Annotated in this window: 15 protein-coding genes; 3 read left to right on the top strand and 12 right to left on the bottom strand. The window is 36.4% G+C overall.

The genetic code is table 11. From position 1 onward, the window contains the following. Positions 1-358: 358 nt before the first annotated feature. Positions 359-1,114, bottom strand: a complete 756-nt coding sequence (locus ACFS6I_RS12520) for an MgtC/SapB family protein (protein ID WP_132842725.1) — start codon at positions 1,112-1,114, stop codon at positions 359-361. 268 nt (positions 1,115-1,382) lie between these two features. On the opposite strand from ACFS6I_RS12520, the gene ACFS6I_RS12515 reads away from it, so the two are divergent. Then, a complete protein-coding gene (locus ACFS6I_RS12515; RefSeq protein WP_380921007.1) occupies positions 1,383-2,051 on the top strand; it encodes an HAD family hydrolase in 669 nt (222 codons plus the stop codon). 174 nt (positions 2,052-2,225) lie between these two features. Here the strand turns inward: ACFS6I_RS12515 and ACFS6I_RS12510 are convergent, their stop codons facing one another. Next, on the bottom strand, positions 2,226-4,472 hold the full coding sequence (locus ACFS6I_RS12510; RefSeq protein WP_380921005.1) for a DUF5703 domain-containing protein: 2,247 nt from the start codon (positions 4,470-4,472) through the stop codon (positions 2,226-2,228). Positions 4,473-4,836: 364 nt separating this feature from the next. Between ACFS6I_RS12510 and ACFS6I_RS12505 the strand changes: the two genes are divergently transcribed. Continuing rightward, positions 4,837-5,430: an HD domain-containing protein gene (locus ACFS6I_RS12505; RefSeq protein WP_380921003.1), complete on the top strand. Its 594-nt coding sequence runs from the start codon at positions 4,837-4,839 to the stop codon at positions 5,428-5,430. A gap of 16 nt (positions 5,431-5,446) precedes the next feature. Here the strand turns inward: ACFS6I_RS12505 and ACFS6I_RS12500 are convergent, their stop codons facing one another. From ACFS6I_RS12500 to ACFS6I_RS12455, 10 genes are all read right to left on the bottom strand, one after another. Further along, the gene (locus ACFS6I_RS12500) at positions 5,447-6,640 is read right to left on the bottom strand and encodes a metallophosphoesterase (protein WP_380921001.1); all 1,194 of its coding nucleotides are present in this window, start codon (positions 6,638-6,640) and stop codon (positions 5,447-5,449) included. A 71-nt stretch (positions 6,641-6,711) separates the two neighbouring features. Next, a complete protein-coding gene (locus ACFS6I_RS12495) occupies positions 6,712-8,637 on the bottom strand; it encodes a histidine kinase (RefSeq protein ID WP_380920999.1) in 1,926 nt (641 codons plus the stop codon). Continuing rightward, positions 8,634-9,377 (bottom strand): LytR/AlgR family response regulator transcription factor, encoded by a 744-nt coding sequence (locus ACFS6I_RS12490; RefSeq protein ID WP_380920997.1) that lies wholly within the window; start codon positions 9,375-9,377, stop codon positions 8,634-8,636. Before ACFS6I_RS12490 ends, ACFS6I_RS12495 begins: the two co-directional genes overlap by 4 nt. 280 nt (positions 9,378-9,657) lie before the next feature. Further along, entirely contained in the window at positions 9,658-11,289 is a 1,632-nt protein-coding gene (locus ACFS6I_RS12485; RefSeq protein ID WP_380920995.1) for a PepSY-associated TM helix domain-containing protein, read from the bottom strand. Positions 11,290-11,298: 9 nt separating this feature from the next. Then, on the bottom strand, positions 11,299-11,580 hold the full coding sequence (locus ACFS6I_RS12480) for a hypothetical protein (protein ID WP_380920993.1): 282 nt from the start codon (positions 11,578-11,580) through the stop codon (positions 11,299-11,301). A 3-nt stretch (positions 11,581-11,583) separates the two neighbouring features. After that, positions 11,584-11,916, bottom strand: coding sequence for a hypothetical protein (locus ACFS6I_RS12475; RefSeq protein WP_132770794.1), 333 nt, complete (start codon positions 11,914-11,916; stop codon positions 11,584-11,586). Between the two features lie 100 nt (positions 11,917-12,016). Next, positions 12,017-13,237, bottom strand: coding sequence for a DUF4374 domain-containing protein (locus tag ACFS6I_RS12470; protein ID WP_021189973.1), 1,221 nt, complete (start codon positions 13,235-13,237; stop codon positions 12,017-12,019). Between the two features lie 35 nt (positions 13,238-13,272). Further along, entirely contained in the window at positions 13,273-15,609 is a 2,337-nt protein-coding gene (locus tag ACFS6I_RS12465) for a TonB-dependent receptor domain-containing protein (protein WP_380920990.1), read from the bottom strand. 127 nt (positions 15,610-15,736) lie between these two features. Then, on the bottom strand, positions 15,737-16,444 hold the full coding sequence (locus tag ACFS6I_RS12460) for a hypothetical protein (RefSeq protein ID WP_380920988.1): 708 nt from the start codon (positions 16,442-16,444) through the stop codon (positions 15,737-15,739). 305 nt (positions 16,445-16,749) lie between these two features. Continuing rightward, positions 16,750-19,236 carry a ThuA domain-containing protein gene (locus tag ACFS6I_RS12455; protein ID WP_380920986.1) on the bottom strand — a complete coding sequence of 829 codons (2,487 nt, stop codon included), beginning with the start codon at positions 19,234-19,236 and terminating at the stop codon, positions 16,750-16,752. A gap of 272 nt (positions 19,237-19,508) precedes the next feature. Here ACFS6I_RS12455 and ACFS6I_RS12450 point away from each other — a divergent pair, with 272 nt between their 5' ends. Further along, on the top strand, positions 19,509-20,945 hold the full coding sequence (locus ACFS6I_RS12450) for a 3-keto-disaccharide hydrolase (RefSeq protein ID WP_380920984.1): 1,437 nt from the start codon (positions 19,509-19,511) through the stop codon (positions 20,943-20,945). The last annotated feature ends 7 nt before the right edge of the window (positions 20,946-20,952 follow it).

The raw sequence follows: 20,952 nt of genomic DNA, 5'->3' as shown, positions 1-20,952 counted from the left end.
GTTCCAGTGGTGGTTATTAAAATTTAAGTTTATACTTAAAGATAAATAAATGACCTCAAATATTAAACTAATAAGTTAAATCAATCGATTGCGCAGTCTTCATCGCAAATAAATAATGTTCAGTGATATTACAAAGAAGGAATTGCTTTTAGCCTAAATAAAGCTAAAACTATTATGATAATGGCGAAGTGATAAAGAAAGTGGATTTTCGATCTTTGGAACTTACCTAATTCCGGATAAAAAAGATGGTTTTTGGTTATTCGAAAATACTAAAAGAGATGGATAATCCTGTCTGACTATTCATCTCTCTTGCATTTTATAAAAAGAACATATGGCGATGAAAAAGTAAACCAGTGATTTAATTCTCCATAGAGTTACCTAAATAAAACCAACTGGCTTCCTGAACGTGCTTTACTTTGGTCAATTCAAAAATCAGTTCTTCAATTTTATCGTCACTTTTACCAACTGTTGAAAGTTTTACATTTAATATGACCGTGTTTGCATTCTCTACAGACACATTGCGTAAGACAGATCGTAGCAAATATGTATGTCTATTCTCAATCTGACCAACAATATGACTCCGGATATCGGTTTCATCTTCAACTTTACAGGCGACTTTGATTAAATAAAAGGCTTCCTGTACTTTTCTGCTTTTATACGATTTTAATGCACCTAACCAATCACTAAACGGCCCCATAGCAATATGAGTAAACAGGATCGCACCGGTCACAATAGTAGCCTCAATATATAAGGCCATACCACATAAGGTACCGACCGCGGCCGAACACCAAATCGTTGCGGCGGTATTGAGTCCACGTATCGTCAAGCCATCTTTCATGATAACACCTGCACCGAGAAATCCTATACCGGTCACAATCTGTGCTGCAATACGTCCTGGATCGCCACCATCTGCACCATATAGGTATACAGATAACAACATGTATGCTGCGGCTCCAATGGATACCAGCGCATTTGTACGTAGTCCGGCGCTCTTGTCCCGCCACTGACGTTCTGCTCCTATTGAAAGTCCTAAGGCAAATGCGATCGCAATTCGAGTAATAAAATCGACAGGATCTAAATAACCAGTTTGTATGAGTAAAAATTGAATGTTCATGCTTGTAAAATATCTTTTTAAAGTTAGTCTTTACTTCTTTAAGTAGATATGAAATCTTCACTTAAAAAGATCTGTATCCAATTATTAAGATTTTATTTTAATTTCTACTTACTATTGAGTGCGCTCGACATACTTCTGAAAGAATAAATGACCAATCCCATCGTCGCTACTTTGTATAAATCCGTTTATATTTTTTAAAGTAGCACTATTGCAATCAATTCGTATATACACAAAACTGTTTTTAAATCATTTTTATTAGATTTAAGGCATGAAGCTTATAATATTTGATTTAGACGGAACATTGTTAGATACGTTACAAGATCTTGGTGATAGTTGCAATGCGATCCTTGAGCAATATGGCTATCCAACTCATCCTCTTGAATCTTACAAAAAATTTGTGGGAAATGGTGTCCGAATGCTTATCGAAAGAGCACTGCCTCAAGATGCGAGGACAGACGATACTATAACCCACCTACTTTCAGCATTTAAGAAATATTACGAAGAAAAAGCCGAGAGCCATACTAAACCATATGCCGGTATTATTCAATTATTACGAGATCTGCAATCGTCAGGTTATTTGATTTCAATTGCATCGAATAAATACCATGAAGCTGTCCTGCCATTGGTAACTAAATATTTTCCAGAGATTTCATTTGATCTGATATTGGGTCATCGTAATGGACATCCGGCTAAACCTAATCCTGATATTGTATTCGATACGCTCAATATACTGAACGTAAAACCTGATGATTGCTTTTATGTCGGTGATTCGTCGGTCGATATGGATACTGCCAACAATGCTGGTGTGCAAGCAATCGGGGTCTCATGGGGCTTTCGCGAAGTCGAAGAATTAAAGCGACATGGAGCAACATTCATTATTGATAAACCGAAGCAACTGCTGGATATTTTGACATCATCGTCAATATCGCTACAATAATTAAAACCATAAAAGCCACATCGCTACGTTGTATCACGAAGAGTTAGACTCTTTCTATTCACAGTCAACGCGATGTGGCTTTTTCATAAGTGTATAAATAATTAGTCCTTTAAAACTATCTCTATTCATACACTATAATTCAATTTTTTCCATATTTCTATAAGAGGCATCTCATTAAAAGATGAGATCTTTTCTTCTACTTTCGGGCATCACTTTCAAGAATTCCATTTTCCCATTTTTATAAGTACCTTCAATAATCGTGTTTTTAAAAGCATGTACTTTAAAATTTACATCCCAGTCTTTTGGCCAAGCCGGCAACATATAAATCTTATCTCCGTCACATTGCACCAACATTTCCTGTAAGGTATTCATCATATTGCCAACACCGTCATAATCTGGCTTCCAATCGTGCGGGCTATCCATGTATCCTTTAAATCGAAAACCTTTTAGATATGCACTGCTGCGGGCTTTAATATCTTTGGCAGCTTCTGTGGCAAGACCCAAACGAGCAGCAAAAATTCCTGTTTGATACCAGCATACCCGACCTGGATTGGGCATATTGAAATAGGCTCGCTCAACTTCTTTAATATTGGGTTTATGGATTCCATAAATCCGAAATGGAAATAAACAATATAAATCCGGTGCTTCATAATTTGTTCTTTGAGGATTATAAAAAGCGGCATTGTCCACCACAACATTCCCAAGACTATCCTTTTTCTTCGGCAGATCGGGAATAGTGGACAGCATAGTAGTCCAATTCTGTTTATCTTCAGGAGTTAATGTACTTTGAGGTAGTTTTAACAGTTCTTCTAATACATAATGAAGTCCTGCAATAGAAGGCATATCATTGACAACATCCGTCCAATATGTTTCTAATCCGTGGCTTGGAAAAATATGTAACTTGCCCTGCTCATCTTTCTTAAAACGTGTATTGTAAAACTGAAGTGCTTTTCGTGCCCAAGGCAACGCTTTTGTTTTTAAAAATGCTTCGTCACCGGTATAATGATAGTAATCGAGCATCATCACTGACATCTCTAAACATTGTTGCCATATATCTTTTGTATATTCTTCAGAATATACATCGGATTCCAATCCAAAATCGCCCATTCCCGGTAAGCCGAATGTACTGATACATTCCTGCATATAGATACCCGATGCACCATAATATTTGTTTGATCTAGCCTCAAAAGTCTTCGATTGCTTGATATAAAAATCAAAAAACGGCTTCATCATATCAAAATTACCCTGTGCAAACTGTGGCAGGTATAAAAAGCGCACATTCTGCCACCAGTAATTCACACCATAAAATCGATAATCTGCAGAGTAATTCTTTTGACGTACATCTGGTCCATAATAGGCATACTTTGGATCTACATTAAAAATTCCTCCCTGGAACCGAGCAGGAAATTCATTCCGCATCTGACAGGCCAACTGATATTTAGACAGAATATAAGTCTGGGTGTACGTTGATAAACTATCAGAGCCATTATTAATATCAATCCATCCTCTATTCCAAAAATCTGTCCACCACCTAGCGGTTTGTTCATAGGCTTTTTTAGGACTAGGAGACTGAGCAATCCATCCAGCAATTTCCTTTTTCCAAGTTACCGGATCAGGCGTTTGCCGGGTATAGCCTGCTATCCGAATATCAATGTTTTTTAATGGTCTCTTGGTGTGTAAAACGGTATCGGAAAGACTTACTAAACCTGAAGCTTTGATATAACCTCCAAAAGTATTATCCTTCAAGGGATCAATAATCTGATTCGCATAGTCTTCCATTCCTTGTTTCTTAATGTGCACAGGCACACTGCTATAGGCATTTCGATGATACCAAGCAATAACATCCGTTTTTTTAAGAAAAACATCTGCAGATTCCCAGGCTTCTGCCCCGTCCGGAACTCCGGTTCTATAGAGCCAGGTAGAAGCAAGTTCTTCCGTATTGAGTTCATGTTTATTTTTTCTCCAGTTTTCCAAAGTCACCTTTACCTGAACTGGTTTTTCACTATATCCAGAAATATACATCACAGGTGAGTTTGCATCAATAAAGATCTTTAAATTTAACTTCTCTCCTTTTTTCCCCGCTAGAATTTTTAATGTTCCCTCTTTCAGATTCAATTCCTGACGGAAGGGCTTCCCTTTAAAAAAAGGACTCTCTGAAAAGGAAATCCTGATCCTTCCTAACTTTAACAGCCGTTGTAATTCAGAATGTGAGTCATTACGTGACAGATATAGTAAAAGATCGCCATTCTCTTCTACCCAGACGTTACTGCCTAGACTGCCATTACCAATTGGAACATTACCGGTTTCGTTGATAGATGGCGTATTAAAAACGATTTTATAGTTATTCTTCTCTTGCTGCGGAAATGCTTCGAATATCAGCATTTGCACTATAAACAAGATGGTTAGTCGGAGTTTACTCATTTTTTAAAAATATTTTGAATACAAACTGCAGATAGCACAACTTTCATAAATTATAGGAGATCGATCAAATCAATGTGTCAATACGAATTGATAAATTAATAGATTGCCTAATCAACTTTTAAAATAAATAGATGCTAATAGCTGCAATTGGTTATTATTAAATTGTTTTTCTTCCTATAAAGCTATAGAGTAAAGTCATAAAGTATGCATTCAATATTAACATGAAATGCATGCTTTATTAACTTCTTTTAGAAAAGGGCTAAATGACTTAGTAAATGATGTTTAATAATTTATCAAAGAGCCAGGTAGGATTACTTTTTTAATTTAAACTATCTTTGTAAGACAATCTCTTAACACTATCAAGATGGATTTTGAAATCTTATTGAAACAAATTGATTTTATAAAAGAAATCGATAAGGTCAAATACATACAACGGAAAACTAAATTGTTCAATAGTAACCGTAATGAAAATGATGCGGAACATAGCTGGCATCTGGCGATGATGGCATTGATTTTGGCTGAACATGCAAACGAACCAATTGATGTATTGAAAGTGGTAAAAATGGTTCTGATCCATGATATTGTTGAAATTGACGCTGGAGATACCTTCATCTACGATATGCAAAAAAATCATGTTAATACAGACCAAGAAAGACTGGCTGCTAATCGGATTTTTGGACTGTTACCTCAAGAACAGTCGAAAGAATTTATTGCAGTATGGGAAGAATTTGAGGCAGGTCTAACTCCTGAAGCTAAGTTTGCGAGAACAATGGATCGATTGGAACCTCTCTTGCAAAACACTTCAAATAATGGGGGAACCTGGAAAGAGTTTGATGTTGATTACAGTAAGGTATTCGAAAAAAAGAAAATCATTAATGAGGGATCTACTATGATATGGAAGTATGCTGAAGAACTCATCAACGAAAGCGTGGAAAAGGGTATTTTAAGAAAAGATTAAACTGCAAATGGTTCATTTATTCTACTTGGTCGGTAGAACGTTTTAAGGTAAGAACTGTGATTTCGGGCCACACGCCCACCCTGCCTTTTAGACCATGATAACCGAAGCCTCTATTGACATATAAAAATTTTCCGTCTCGTTGGTACAGTCCTGCCCATTGTTTATAAAAGTACTGGATAGGACTCCATTTAAAACCAAAAAGCTCAATTCCAAACTGCATACCATGCGTATGACCGGCCAAGGTGAGGTGAACATGTTTAGCGTGATCTACAGTAACTGCATCCCAGTGTGATGGATCATGCGACATCAGGATTTTAAAGGAATCGGCAGGTATGGCAGCTGTTGCTTGGTTGAGATTGCCAAACTGATGGAAACCGCCTTTGCCCCAATTCTCCACCCCCACTAATGCAATACGTTGTCCATGCTTATGCAGTAAGACAGCTTCATTAAGTAATAATTTGAAACCCATCTCACTGTGTATTTCTTTAACACGCATCAGATTTGCCTCTTTAAGTGATGTACTGGACCATTTGGTATAATCACCATAGTCATGATTACCTAAAACAGAATACTTCCCATAAGGGGCTTTTAAGGTGGTAAAAAGATCAATCCATGGATCCATCTCGGAAGCCATGTTGTTGACGAGATCTCCTGTAAATAAGAGCAGATCACTGTTTTGGGCATTCGCAAGATCAATACCTTTCTGTACACCTTTTATGTTACTTAAACTACCAGAATGGATGTCGGACAATTGTGTAATGGTAAAACCATCGAAAGCTTCGGGTAAATCTGAAAAATGCAAGATCTCTTTTCTAACCCTATAAAAATGGCGACCTCTAGTCAGCCCGAAAATAATCGCCAAAAAGACTATGCCAGCAAGTACTGCGACAAGTTCACTAACGTAAAAATTCCTGGGCGGAAAATTGCGGAATAGTCGACCAATGTCTTCCAATAATAGAATCGGAACAGAAAATAATTTTGGAATAAAGATAAGCAACATCGCTGTGATCAAACTCGATGCATAACGCTGAATATCGCTAATACGTTTCCGCAGAAATATAGTGACTATAATAGCACCCAGTACGACAATATCAATAAGCCAATAAATGACATGGATCAGCGGATTTGAAAAAAGTGTAATTATTGCCTGATAAAAATAAATATCTCCTATGAGGAATAGTAATAAAATTAAAATAAGTCTCTGTGCCATATTGAATAATATTGTATATAGTAAGGCGAATGCCGTGCCAAAACATAAAATGAGTTCCAGAACATTTATTCCTATTCGACAGGAATGCGTAAAATTACTAATGTACCGCCACCTTCTGGAATTTCTGTAATAGAGACGCTTGCTTTTTTACCCAATAATTGTATTCGCTCGTGACTGATCGTACCTGATAATGACCGGTGTGCAGGATCAAAATTACTTGTTTCAGTTTTACCACTATCTGCAATCTTTACTTGTAAGATATCTTGTTCTATCTCAAAATGAATACTAATATCTCCTAGACCGTCTTCCAGATCGATACCGTGAAGTATCGCATTTTCTACATAAGGCTGTATAAGCATTGGCGGAACCATAATTGCTCCCAGATCATGTTCGATTGATTGTAATATAGTATACCTAAATGCATCTTCATAACGCATTTGCTGCAGACTTAAGTAGTTTTCTAACGTTTCAATCTCCTCATCTAGAGGTACAAGATTTTCGCGGCTGAGCTCTAAACTGCTACGCAATAATCGACTAAAACGGTTGAGGTATTTGATGGCAATTTCTTTTTTATCCAACCGCACAAAACTCTGTACAGCTGCTAATGTATTAAAGATAAAATGGGGTTCCATCTGTGTGCGTAACAATTGTTGCTGCAATAGTATTTTTTCTTTTTCTTGAAGAAAACGACGTTGACGAAAACTATAAAACAAAAACAATATGGTGACACCAAGGAGGATGATACCTAAAACAGATACGGCAAGCCATAAACGATTTTGTTGCAATTGCAGTTTATTAATTTTTATACCTTCATTTAATTTATGAATAGAGCGATCTTTAGTCTGCAACTGATGAAGAGCATTCATTTCTGCAACAGCTTGTGTATTTTCTGTCTGATAGATTCCTTTTTGTAATTCTGCTGTTTGAGTCAATACCGCTATGGCTTCATTTTTCTTTCCCTGTAAATTGTACAATGATGCCAAGCTTTGCTGATAAACGAGATCACTGTCTGCGAAAATTAGTCCTGTATGTTTTTCCTTAAGAAGTTTTGCTTTTTCAAGAAATTGTGAGGCTAATGTTGCGTGTTTTTGAGCCGTATAAATAGCTGCAATATTGCAGTAATCGATAAAAAGATTATTAATTTCGCTCGAAGTTGCCTCTTCATTGTACAGATATCCATCTGATTTAATTTTTAGCAGCTGATAATGAAGTAACGAATCAAGTTGCTTATGTTTTTCAAAATATTGAATTTTAGAATCGTATAGAAAACTAATATTATATTTATCAGGGTTCTGCGCATGTAACACTTCCAGTTTTTGAAGATAAAAAGCCATACTATCTGCTGGTTTCTGGCGCTTATTCAGAGTCTGTATCATTTGTACCAGCACACGTTGTCGATTAATATGTCCTTGTGGCAATGAATCTGCCATAGGCAAAGCAGCACGGTTCATTGTTTCAGCTAAGTCATATTGAAAGCTTAGGAGGTTACTTTGTGCTGCAGATAGTAACATAGATGTTTTTGCTATAAATGACAGATCTACCGTTGAGTCTGCTAAAACAATTGCGGCTGCTTTGTTATAATAATAACTGGCTTCTTTCATCCGGGCACTCATGCTCAAAACATTCCCCATCCCATTGTATATAAGTGCCTTATTCTTAAAACCACCATCTATAGGATCTATCAGTTCAAGTGCATCTTCAATAAGGACACGAGCAGAATCATTGCCCTTCATACTGTAAAGCCTTGCCAATTGATATTTAACGGTTGATGATTGTATGGTATCATTTTTCACAATGAGGTTTCGATCGAGTTTTCGCCAAACAGTAATCAATGAATCTCTATTGATTGGATTAGCTCCTACTTTTTCCAAATCATTTATCTGATCCGAAATGGCATCATCAGATTTTGCCAGCAAACCTTTCTTATCATTCTCTGTACAAGAAAAAAGATATACGATCATCCATGCCGAAAAAATAACGGATAGTAATTGCCTCATTTTTTAGAAAAAAGTTGGGTTAATATTGCATTCTTCCGTCGCGTAGAAATTGGAATTTCTTCTTTATTTTTCAGAACAATATATTCGGATCGATTAATGCCTGAAATATATTGCTGATTAACCAAATAAGACTGATGCGTGCGCAAGAAATGTGGAGCTGGTAAAAGTTCCTCGTAATATTTTAGAGGTCTTGAAATAAGTTCCTTATCACCATTACTTAAAAAGAAAAAAGTATATGGACCATCACCTTTACAATAGACAATATCACTGACAGAAACAATGCGTGTGTTATTAATGGAATTCAAAACAATACTTTCTGGTAATTCACCTATCTGAATTGAGTTCTGTGCTAAAGACAATTGTTGCATCCATTGCGGATTATTTTCCCTTCGACGACGGTACCGCTCTAATGCCTCATGGAGCTCTACCTCATCAATAGGCTTGAGCAGATAATCTAGTGCTCCATACTTGATTGCCTTTATAGCAAAATGATTAAATGCAGTAATGAAAATGATATTTTGTGGAATGGGATTTAATTTTTTCAGCAAATCGAATGCTGTTCCATCTTTGAGCTGAATATCCATCAATATCACATCTGGTTGCTTTTCTTCAAGCAACTTAATGGCTTTATGTACGCTGTCTGCCCAACCGACAAGTTCGGTATTGGTTTCTTGCTGTATCAGGTAAGCGATCTCTTTACGAACTGCAGGCTCGTCTTCTATTATGGCAACGGTTATCATCTTTTCACTTTTAGCTATTGTAAAGATAGTATATTGTAAGTGCTCTAAAATAAATTCATTTTTAAATTTAACGATATAGCAATGAGAAATAGAATATTTGGAAATAGTTTAAAGCTCTGCATCGAGATGGAGACTATCATCATTTAAAATTTTCCATGCTCGTTATATGATTAGCAAATAGCGTATTGAACAACAAAAGCGTCATATCTTTATTTAGAATGACGCTTTTAAAATTTACTTAACCAGATGCTTATAATTCCTGATAAACAACAGGACAAAATTATTTCAATATTTTAAAGGATTTAGCTTGTTTCTTTACTTTAAAAAAAGCAAATGCACTTAATATAGACATCGTAATAAAAAGCATATCTATAAATAAGATATCATATGATTTAGCTTGAAATGTATTCCAGATCCAAAGGTTTGTAGCAATCCCGTTTACGATCGGCACTGCCAAACACAAAATAGTTGATAAAACTAACGTATGCTTGTTTACTTTCGTTAGATCACGCAATATTAATAAATAAATGATCATCACCAACCAACTATAAAAATAAAGGCTATAGATAAAACTTTGATTAACGGTAGCGGAAAGTTTGATGACGATAAAGCTAAATGCAGTGACAGGAAGCATCCCTAGCGACATAGATATAAACAGATTGGCTGCCCAAAAATTAAACTTCCTTTTGTATGCAGGAATATTAGGTTTTTCTCGTGCAACCAGCCAAATCATAATGCCTGATATAATGACAACACAGCCCAGTAAACCCAAAACGAAATAAACAATACGCAACGTCCTACCTCCAAAATCGCCAAAATGCAGGTGATAAACTAAACTTTTTACCCAATCAACGTATGTCGCATCTGTTTTAGGCGATTTTATTGATGAAGTTTTTCCTTCAGCTACTTTCATAAGAACGTAACCAGAACCTGCAAAATTGGCACTTGGTTTAGGTTTAGTTTCTAAAGCAATTTCCATACTTTTATCTCCAAAATTTCGGATATAAAGTCTCGAAATGTCCGATTCCGGCCATTCATTCATCCATTGGTTTACGAATGCATTGACATCTAATTTTTTGGCTAAGGGTTGATAACTGTAAGTTGGCGCCATCGTTCTGTTATACTGAAGTTCCTGATATAATTTATCCTGATCACCATTGTAAATAAATTTACTAAATGGTGAAATCAATACGTAATTGACGATAAGAACAACTCCTGTAATGGCAAATATCAATTGAAATGGAAATCCGATAACACCCAAAACAGTATGCATGTCGGTCCAGACTGTTTTCCATTTACTCCAAGGTCTAAATAAAAAGAAGTTATTTTTAATCTTATCCCAATGAAGAAATAAACCTGTAATCAAGGCAAACAGAAACAAAAATGAAACAATTCCTGCCAGGAGGTAACCAAATGGAGTTCCCAATCGAATCGGAATCTGATTAAGCGGAGCTAAGAAATGTAAGCGATATAAAAACTCACCCATATCATAACCTTCATCATAAGAACTCTGTGTTTTGTCTACAAATGAGTGTAAAAAATAGGCCGAATCTTCATTTTTTGCTCCCCGTCTCTTACGACCTTTTGATTTTTCGGTTTTGGGTACAGGTTTACTGATCGTTGTATCTTGTGACACACTCATATTAACATAAGTCCCGTGTCCTTGCCTCAATAAATAGAAGTCGAAATTTCTACCTTGGAGATTATATTTTGTTCCCATCGAATCCAATATATAATTGAAGTCAGCAGGAGATTCTACATTGCTAAGTGATTTACCTTTCTGCCATGCGGCGATATCATCTTTAAAAAAAGAGAAAGAGCCTGCAAAAAAGATCACATAAAGCAGTGCTGCGATAACAATACCACTGATCGTGTGGGTATGAAAGTAAATATTATATTTTCTTTGATCCATGGTATAAACTTAATGATTGATAATATAAGGTAGCGAAAACAATAAAGTAAGGCCAATATAAGTTAGTGCCAACCGCCACAATTTAGGTTCTAAAAATGCCCAGAATAATAAAAATGCCCAAAGTAAATATCCGGTAAAGAAGGCTGTAGCAATTACATTTTCTGGTGGAAATAATACTGTTAATAATACATGAAAACTGATCATGACCGTATAACCACCTAGGATTCCCAACAAAATACGACAAAGCCTTATCCAGGGAGATTTTGTTAAATATTTTTTATTAGCAGGCATATATTAATGGATAAATACTTCAATCAGAAATGAACATAAATAAACTCCTAATACTACACGATAACCAAAGTAGGAAAAAGGAAAGAAAAAGACTACTAGACAGCCCATACACATCAGGATAACAAAAAAAGCAAATATTCCACTGGCTATACCTACAGCATAAATCAAGCAGGCAGTAGCTATTAGGAACAGAACTATTGCTATTGTACGTGATTGTTTTTTTCGATCGGCAAGATAGGACCAAAGTTTGGATTTATTCTTCCATGCAATACGTTTGGAAGTATTCATCCATAACATAAATGCAATAAACAATATTAAACATACTGTACTTATCATAATGAGAAAAGCAAATTAAAAGATAGAACTTGGGAATCTCTTTGAGATTCCCTTATGCTCTATCTGTTATTGATATGAAACAATTTTTTATACTAAATATTTATTGAATACGTGTGACAGCAGTTATTGATCCCCCCTCAACTTTCAAACCCTGTGTTGCTACTGCAGTAGACGCATTAACTTTATATACATAACTCACCGCATCTGTTAATGCAACTCCAATAAAAGCATTTCCATCTTTTGCTGTATAATTATTATATGAAATCTCCTTAATTTTACTTAGTTCAGGCATTCCGGTTACATCTTGGTATGTTTTATTATAAACATCCAGTATACCAATACGTTTTCCATCTGTATACCCACCTTTTTCTGCTTTTGTGGTCATCTGAACAACAAATTTCCCCTTACCTACATAGATCCAATTTGTAATGTTTTTTCCCCCGCTGATAGCTTCGATATCGATATAATATCCTTTATCAAATTCAGTAGTTCCAGATTTTATACGTAAAATAGCAGAAGGTTTTTTAGAGGTAATAGCTCCACCTTTTGTGGCTACTGCCGAAGAAAAAGCATAGACATCCCCTTGCTCATCAACGGCTAATCCATCTCTAAAATAACGACCGATATAACTCATGCGATCATCTTTTATTACCTTTTCCAATTTCATTTCGGGGTATGAATAGACCGCAACATAAGCACTATCAGGATAAGCAGTATCAAATGCGGCTTTACAGCAAGCCTGGATGGACATATAAGGGGCATATACTTTATTTCCGACTTGTTTTATCCAAGTGAAGAATGCTGACTCTCCGTTTCCGGCAACTTTTTGTACATTTATTGTTCCTTCTCCTGCTAACAAGAGATTATCGGTATTCAATCGATAATAATTTACCAACGGATTAGTCATAGCACGCGTAATTTTCATCATCACGATATCCTCATTCACGGGTGCAAAAGCCTGTACAGTTTCTGTCACAAAATCAGAAAGCTTGTTTAATCTACCATCTAATAAATTATAAACGGCTACTGCTCCAGGGTTACCTTGGCCGTAAAGCATGGAAAAAAACTTATTGTTGTGTGTAACGTAATAACGATAGGTACCATCTTGTTCCACACCCTGCCCTGCAGTGGTTACTCTTCCCGATTCCAAATCTGGTGCAGTCAATAAATAATCTGCCACACCTGTCGATGCTACAGGAGAAACTGCCAGCACATAATTGCCCTTGACTGTATCAAGATCTATTTTATCCTTATCGCTACATGACACTGTCGTGCTTGCTAAAAAAGCGATGGCAATCACGGTTTTAAGTGTATTATTCATGCTATATGTATTAATATTTAAAATTTACTATTTGTTTATTTATGATCACGCTGAAAATAATAGCGTAAGTTAATGGCGAAAGAGCGTCCAGGTTTTTGCAAACTAAAATTGTCGTAAAGATTTGCGTTCGCCAAATTGCGTCCCTCAACACCAATATTATATTTACCAGAACCTAAGCTATATACAAGATTAACATCGTGGCTTAACTGTTTAGGAATCTGTTTTTTATTGGCAGATGAATTTCCACGACTAGGCCAATACAGCCAAAAATCGTGTACGTACAATAGATTGTAACCGACCGTTAGCTTGTTATTTTTCCCACCAAAATCATGGAATGAAACATCTACATTGGTATTTCCAAATAGATAAGGAATATTTGGCATCTGGTCATTATAAACAGGGCTCACTCCTGTATACCCAGGTTCATACTTTTGCTTATTTTGTAAGTACTGGTAAGTCAATGAACCTCCAAAATTCAAAAAGTTTTTATAAGAATAATGTACATCTAAATCTCCTCCACGTGTGCTCACACCATCGCGGTTATCAGCCACCAATTTCGATTGATTATTATTCAATCTATTATAAATAAAATCAAAAGAATAGCGATATATCAGATTTCCAGCTACAGAAAAACGATGATCATCGCCCTGCTTCCACCCATATATAGCACCCAAATTAATATTGTGACTGCGTTCGGGTTTGAGGTTACCATTGGCTTCTTGATTTTCCAGATCACCAAAGATCTCGTAGGAAGTCGGCATTCGATTTGTCATTTCATAAGAAGCTTTTATCTGTAGATCCCGCTGAATAAAATATGTAGATGCGAGTCCATACCCGAAGCGGGTAACTGAAGAGGACTCAGCTTCCTCAAGTTTATTATTCTGTGTGATCATTTTTCCAAAAACTGTTGTACTCCAATGATCTTTGACATCATAACTATACCCTAAACCCATCACGTTTTTGATAGAACGTTGGCCTTGTTCAAGATTACTATTTTGAGGATTGAGTTCATCCTCTCCTTTACGGTTAAAAGTAGTCGCGACATTACTTAAAGAAAGAGACTGACGATCAGAAAGTCTATAGTTAGCTGCTAAAGATGCAATACCTTCATTGTTTTTATAAACATACAGCTGTCGACTACGCTCCCCATTGGTACCCATTTCTTTATAATTACCGTACCAATCGTACCGTCTATTCAGCGTATCAATATTCTGCTCCTTACCAAAGTTGTAGTTAGCGTTTAAAGTAACATCCAGACCCTTTATCAAATTATTTTTCTGATATTTTAAAGTCGGCATAACTGTATTTCCGCGACGGTGCCAACCTCCAAATACCGAAACCATACGGGCTCCGGTTTGGATTTCTTTGTAGTTCTGCCCCAAAGTAATACCTAGCAATAATTTGTCTGCATAACTTTTATTGGACACGCCAACCTGAGCTACTAAAGCCTCATTATGGTACTTATCATGAAACCGCTTTACTTTAACATTTTCTTTCGATTCCCAAGTATTGATATTAGAGACTAATGTTGTTACGGTATAATCGTTGTCTGAGTAGTTTTGATAGGCATTTAACAATACCGTAAGCCCGTTTTTATTGGTAACACCAGCATTGACAGCTGTTCGGTGGGTATTAAAAGAACCATAGGAATATGAAGCATCTACAAAGGTGCGTGCTTTAGTAGAAGTAACAATGTTAACAGCTCCCCCTAAGGCATCAGAACCTAACCAAATGGGAACAACACCTTTGTATACTTCTACTCTTTCTGCTAAATTGATCGGTATATTATTAATTTGAAAAGAAGTACCGAAATTGTCCATTGGAATTCCATCCAAAAAGAAACGGATATGATTACCCGAGAACCCGTTAAGTGTCAGACTCGTATTCGAACCCACACCACCTGATTCACGTACACGTACACCAGATACTTTATCCAGTGCATCTGCAATATTTAATGTTGAATTATATAATTTTGTTGCATCTATCGCTGTAACATTGAAGGCTTGACGATTTATCTCTTTAATTTTTGTAAGCCCCATCACTTCTACTTCATCGATCCCTTGACTATCATCTTGCATTTCGATAAGAATAGGACTATTGAAGTAATTGGACAAAACCACTTGCTGTCTATTGACCGTGATTTTACCAACGGCAGTTATTTGGATATCAACAGTAGATTTGTTATTTGTAAATGAAAAATTTCCATTTTTATCAGCACGAATAATTTGTTGATCTATTTTTACTGTTGCGAAAGGAACCACCTCAGTCGCAGATCTTACCTGGCCTTTATAACTATTGGTTTTATTTTGCGCTACGCCATTCAAAACGCATAACGACATACCAATAGTCAATATTATTTTGCTATTTTGCATTGTCTTTTAATTGTAACACTTTTAGGGATATACTACATGCTTAACGTAGTAGTAAAGGCAGCCTAATTACCGTTAGACTACCTTTGGCGTCATTCTAGAATTACCGTTCTAGATGACGCTTTTTCTTTTATTTTACTTGAAAACTTGCGGTAAGTCCCTGCCAATTCTTATTGTAGGTTTTATCGTTCCAAGTTCCTGATTGATCGGCCATATGACTGTTTTCGATTACGTAAGTACCAGCCCAGATAGCCTCTGCCTTAATTTTACCTTGACTATCAGTCTTATAGTTTTTGCTCCAACCGTTTGGAGACATCACTAAAACTTCTTTATCAGCGACTGGACTATTTCCGCGTAATAACTGAATTTCTACCAGACCATTTGTTTTAAAGATTTTGTTTTGGAAGATAAAGTGAGCAGCTAACGGTATTGCTGCATATGCAGCGTCTTTACCTACTTGAATCTGGCTTTGCGCTAAAAATTCGTATCGTGTGGTGCCTCCAAGTTCTTTCGCAGGGTGAGAAACAAAGATCTGATAAATACCATCTTTAGCAGGTACAAAACTAGCTTCTAAATAATCTCCTTTATCAGTAAGTTTTAGTTCAACCTTATTCTCAGAATTTACAAGATTCAGTTTTAACTGATTCAAGTCAGAATACCAGTCTTTTGTTTTTTCAATTTCTCCAGTTGCATATTCTCCATAATAAACCCGGATGGTATGAGATTGATTTTTAATACCCACAGGATTACTTTCAATCCAAATCGCGTGAGCTTGAACTATTTGGTTACCGCCAAAAAGTACAATCATCGCAATTAATAGTTGCTTAACGTAGTACATTGTTATTTAGATTAATTAAAGATAATGGACAAATATACAAACATTGACAAAATATCCAAGTCAATTTATTAATTCTATTAAATGAATTTATATGCGGAGTATAATGGTTTAGTGGATTGGCACCCGTAATTACCTTTGAGCAATGAAGTATTAAGAAATCCCGAATATCAATGCGTGAAAATTGATTACTCGTTTCTATCTTCTGTAATTGCCTGTCAATAATCATCAAATCAGAGAAAACAAAAGAGGTTGTATCTGATGATACAACCTCTTTTGTAACGTTTAATAAAAATCTATGGAACCCCTTATAATGAAAGTATCCATTTAACAATTTCATTCGCATCCTCTTGCTTTAGTGATGGATGAGCCGGCATGGCTACCTCACCCCAGACACCGCCTCCACCATTGATGATTTTCTTAGATAACAACGATAATGCGTCCTTATTATCTTTATAGTGTTTCGCAACTACAGTATATGCAGGACCAACTGATTTCTTGTCGACACCGTGACATGCTTGACAATCAGAAGCTAACACTAAAGCTTCTCCTTTTGGTGTATCTGATCCTTCTTTATGCCCCAATGCTCCGTTTGCTTTATCTAAATCTTTATAAGTCGTATCACTTGGTGATTTTTTTGCCGAAACATTTTTATTAACACGTTTTGAAGCTAATTCACCTGGATTATAATCGATTCTTGATATTGCTGCATCTGCATTTTTACTGAACCAACCGTTACCATATTCTAAAAGATATATTCTTCCATCAGGACCAACTTCCATATCAATCGCAGAAGCTAATTTTGTATGTGGCATAAATGGTTCCATTTTATCAAAGTCTCCATTTGGTAACATAGTGACTGCTTTGATCCATCCTCTAACCCAATCGTAAATAAATAGCTTGCCATCATAGTAATCTGGATACCTCGTTTCTTTTGGATAAAGATCCGAATAGTATACCGGCCCGGCCATCGCATTACGCCCTCCTGAACCCACCTGTGGAAAATCTGTTGATTCTGCATAAGGATACCATATAAAGGCCGGTTGTGCGGCCGGTAATTCTTTTATACCGGTATTATTCCGGGAACTATTAATTGGCTTTTGAACCTCAAATGCCTGTCCACTAACTCCAGTTTCATAATTATACGGATTGTAGGCATAATTATTACCTACGAAAAATGGCCACCCGAAGAAGCCTGCCTTACGCGCTTGGTTTACCTCATCATATCCGCGAGGACCTCTACCTAAACTATCGGTATTGGCATCAGGTCCCACTTCTCCCCAATACAAGAATCCATTTTTCGGGTCAACAGATATCCTATAGGGGTTCCTGTTTCCCATCACGTAAATTTCTGGTTTTGTATTTTCCTGTCCCTCTGGAAATAAATTTCCTTTTGGAATCTGATATGAACCGTCTTTTGCTATTTTTATTCTCAAAATTTTACCACGCAGATCATTGCTATTTCCAGAGCTACGTGCGGCATCATACTGCTCATGTCCAGCCCTATCATCCCGCGGTGAATAACCATTGCTGACAAATTTTTGATCCTTTTCATCAAATGGTGTTGAGTTGTCTCCTGTGGATAAATAAAGATTTCGGTCTTTATCAAATGCCAAAGAACCACCAGTATGACAGCAGATATCTCGTTGTGAATAAAACTGAAGCACAATCTTTTCGGTTGCGAGGTCTAACTTATTATTTTTGAACTCAAAACGTGACAAACGATTAACAGATGTATCCTTTGGACTATAAAAAGCGTATATATAATGATTATCTGCAAAATCCGGATCTATTGTTAACCCCATAAAGCCTTCTTCTGCATTAACATTGGGTGTTTCAGTTTTGTGATAAACATCTAACAGTCCCACTTGAGTTACTTTTTTTGTTTCTTGATTATAATGAAGCAATTCTCCCCGACGTTGTGCTACTAAAATATCCAAATTAGGAAGTATGGCCATTTCGGTAGGTTCAAAGAACTCGCCTACAGCCAGTGAAACTTTCGTAAATCTTTCCTCTTCTGGAACCCGCTTTGTTTTAGCCTTACCATAATCTAATTCGTAATTATCTCCGATTGCATATTCGATAGCACCTAAGATATGCTTTAAGAATAAAGGGTCTGAATAATCTTCATCTTGATGACCTAAACCTGTATAAAAAGAACGGCCACCATCAAAATCATGATACCAGGCCATTGGTGTCTCGGCCATTTGTTCTGGATTTGCATATACCTCCTTATTGATATTCATTAACACATGGGTAGCTTCATAACGTCTTTTAAAGACATACCACTCATCTGTATGTACCCAAGTATCGGGAAGCATTTTTGTTGCCGGATGTTTTTTATCAACCACTGTTAATTTCCCTTCTTTGACTTCAGGATGAGTAGCAAAGTATCCACCTACCAACCTTCCATACCAGCCCCAATCATACTCGGCATCGGCAGCTCCGTGAATACCGACAAAACCTCCTCCAGCTTGTATATAACGCTCAAAATCAGCTTCCTGATAATTATTCAAAAGATCACCAGTCGTATTTAGGAATACCACAGCTGAATAATTTTTTAACGAATCTTCATTGAACCAATCTGCATTTGTTGTTGTATCAACATCAAAGTTATTTTCGAGTCCTAACTTCTGGAGGGCAATATTTCCTTTTTCAATAGAATTATGGTGGAAACCTGCAGTTTTACTGAAAACCAATACTCTTGGTTTTCCGGACCTCTTTTGATGGCAAGAACTCAAAACTGATATAAAAATCAATAGTAAAGAAATCTTAGACAAAAGTGTTTTAATCATAATAAATTTTAATATTATCGGTTGTACTTACTTAAATTTGTATTCTTGACATAAAGATGCAACTATAACCCCACTCATACTAGCTTTATTTTAGCCAATATATATATTATTTTGCTGGCCCATTTTTAGAAGCTATTTTACCAGTAATATGAATATTTAGAAATCATAGCTTAATATTAACCGCAACAGTCAGTATATTCACTTTGTTACACAAAATCCTTTTAGCAAGCACAAAAATTACTATATTTAAATTTTTAAACCTAGTACTCCATATGAAATTAAACTATTTGAAGTTCGGAACAACCGGCCTATGCTGGTTATTTGGAACGACATTATTACTAGCCCAACAGCTAACCGATCAATCGGAAATTAAACTTAATGATCTTGCTGCCTTCAATGCTACAGGAAAATCTTGGACTATTGCTGAAAAAGTAATCTCTGACCCAAGAAATGAGAATGAATTGAAAGCTACAAAAGGATCCGGTATCCTTGTTAACATCACTTCTAATAAAATGAAGGGGTCTGACTTGTTAACAAATGCAGTTCATGGAAATATAATTCTTGAACTGGATTACTTAATGGCAAAGAACTCAAATTCAGGAATCTACCTACAGGGAAATTATGAAGTTCAACTTAAAGATTCTTGGGGAGTGCTGCAACCCATGTCGTCTGACAATGGCGGTATATACGAACGTTGGGATGATGCTAGACCAGAAGGATCCAAAGGTTTTGAAGGTTATGCTCCTCGTCAAAATGCAAGCAAAGCACCGGGTCTATGGCAACACTTAAAAATTGCATTTCAAGCGCCTAAATTTGATGCTACAGGAAAAAAGACTTCAAATGCGAGAGTTTTAGCTGTGGAACTTAATGGTGTTTTAGTTCAGGATAATGTTGAATTGTTTGGTCCAACTGGCGGAGCAGCCGATAAAGAAAAGCCGTTAGGTCCACTGCGTCTTCAAGGCGATCATGGTTCAGTTGCTTTTCGAAATATTAAAATATCAAAACTTCCCGAAGAACAGATTAATGTAAACAATAGAGGTGGTGGTGACGCTGACCCTATTTATATAGATGCACCTTCTAATACCATGATTAGAAGTTTTGTGAATTATGCCCCTAAGTTGCTTGCTGTACACGCAATATCTGTCGGCAGTCCTTTAAAGACACATTACAGCTATGATTTGGACAATGGTCTATTATTGCAGGGATGGCATGGCGAATTTATTGATGCCACTCCTATGTGGGACGGTAGAGGAAACGGTACTTCTAGAGCCCGTGGAGCAGTAACATCTTTTGTAAAGAAAGCTACTCCTGCTTTAGCCCAGCTGGCAACTGTTCAAACCACATGGCCTACTGACAGTACTGGTAGTGGATTTAAAACCAAAGGTTATGTTATCGACAATGAGGATAGACCACAATTTAAATATAATATATATGGCGCTGAAGTCACCGATCTCATCACGGTTTCAAATGATGGTAAAGGCCTGAACAGATCCATAAACATTGACAAAACTGTCCCTAACTTGTATGTTTTAATGGCAAATGCAAGTTCAATTGAAGAACTAGCGAAAGGGTATTACCTCGTTGATGGTCAGTCTTATTACCTTGAACTTGACAAAGGTGCTCCTAAACCTATTATTCGAGATGCTAACGGAGGAAAAGAATTAATCATTCTCCTAGACAAACAATTAAATTATTCTATTTCATTCTAATTGAGAG

The sequence above is a fragment of the Sphingobacterium anhuiense genome, from assembly GCF_042686355.1.
Classification (GTDB): domain Bacteria; phylum Bacteroidota; class Bacteroidia; order Sphingobacteriales; family Sphingobacteriaceae; genus Sphingobacterium; species Sphingobacterium anhuiense.
Note: the sequence above shows the minus strand (reverse complement) of the source record. Positions and strands in the feature narration are given on the sequence as shown.

Coding starts and splice junctions, on each gene's coding strand:
- ACFS6I_RS12520 (WP_132842725.1), bottom strand. CDS start 1,114: ATGAACATTCAATTTTTACTCATACAAACTGGTTATTTAGATCCTGTC.
- ACFS6I_RS12515 (WP_380921007.1), top strand. CDS start 1,383: ATGAAGCTTATAATATTTGATTTAGACGGAACATTGTTAGATACGTTA.
- ACFS6I_RS12510 (WP_380921005.1), bottom strand. CDS start 4,472: ATGAGTAAACTCCGACTAACCATCTTGTTTATAGTGCAAATGCTGATA.
- ACFS6I_RS12505 (WP_380921003.1), top strand. CDS start 4,837: ATGGATTTTGAAATCTTATTGAAACAAATTGATTTTATAAAAGAAATC.
- ACFS6I_RS12500 (WP_380921001.1), bottom strand. CDS start 6,640: ATGGCACAGAGACTTATTTTAATTTTATTACTATTCCTCATAGGAGAT.
- ACFS6I_RS12495 (WP_380920999.1), bottom strand. CDS start 8,637: ATGAGGCAATTACTATCCGTTATTTTTTCGGCATGGATGATCGTATAT.
- ACFS6I_RS12490 (WP_380920997.1), bottom strand. CDS start 9,377: ATGATAACCGTTGCCATAATAGAAGACGAGCCTGCAGTTCGTAAAGAG.
- ACFS6I_RS12485 (WP_380920995.1), bottom strand. CDS start 11,289: ATGGATCAAAGAAAATATAATATTTACTTTCATACCCACACGATCAGT.
- ACFS6I_RS12480 (WP_380920993.1), bottom strand. CDS start 11,580: ATGCCTGCTAATAAAAAATATTTAACAAAATCTCCCTGGATAAGGCTT.
- ACFS6I_RS12475 (WP_132770794.1), bottom strand. CDS start 11,916: ATGATAAGTACAGTATGTTTAATATTGTTTATTGCATTTATGTTATGG.
- ACFS6I_RS12470 (WP_021189973.1), bottom strand. CDS start 13,237: ATGAATAATACACTTAAAACCGTGATTGCCATCGCTTTTTTAGCAAGC.
- ACFS6I_RS12465 (WP_380920990.1), bottom strand. CDS start 15,609: ATGCAAAATAGCAAAATAATATTGACTATTGGTATGTCGTTATGCGTT.
- ACFS6I_RS12460 (WP_380920988.1), bottom strand. CDS start 16,444: ATGTACTACGTTAAGCAACTATTAATTGCGATGATTGTACTTTTTGGC.
- ACFS6I_RS12455 (WP_380920986.1), bottom strand. CDS start 19,236: ATGATTAAAACACTTTTGTCTAAGATTTCTTTACTATTGATTTTTATA.
- ACFS6I_RS12450 (WP_380920984.1), top strand. CDS start 19,509: ATGAAATTAAACTATTTGAAGTTCGGAACAACCGGCCTATGCTGGTTA.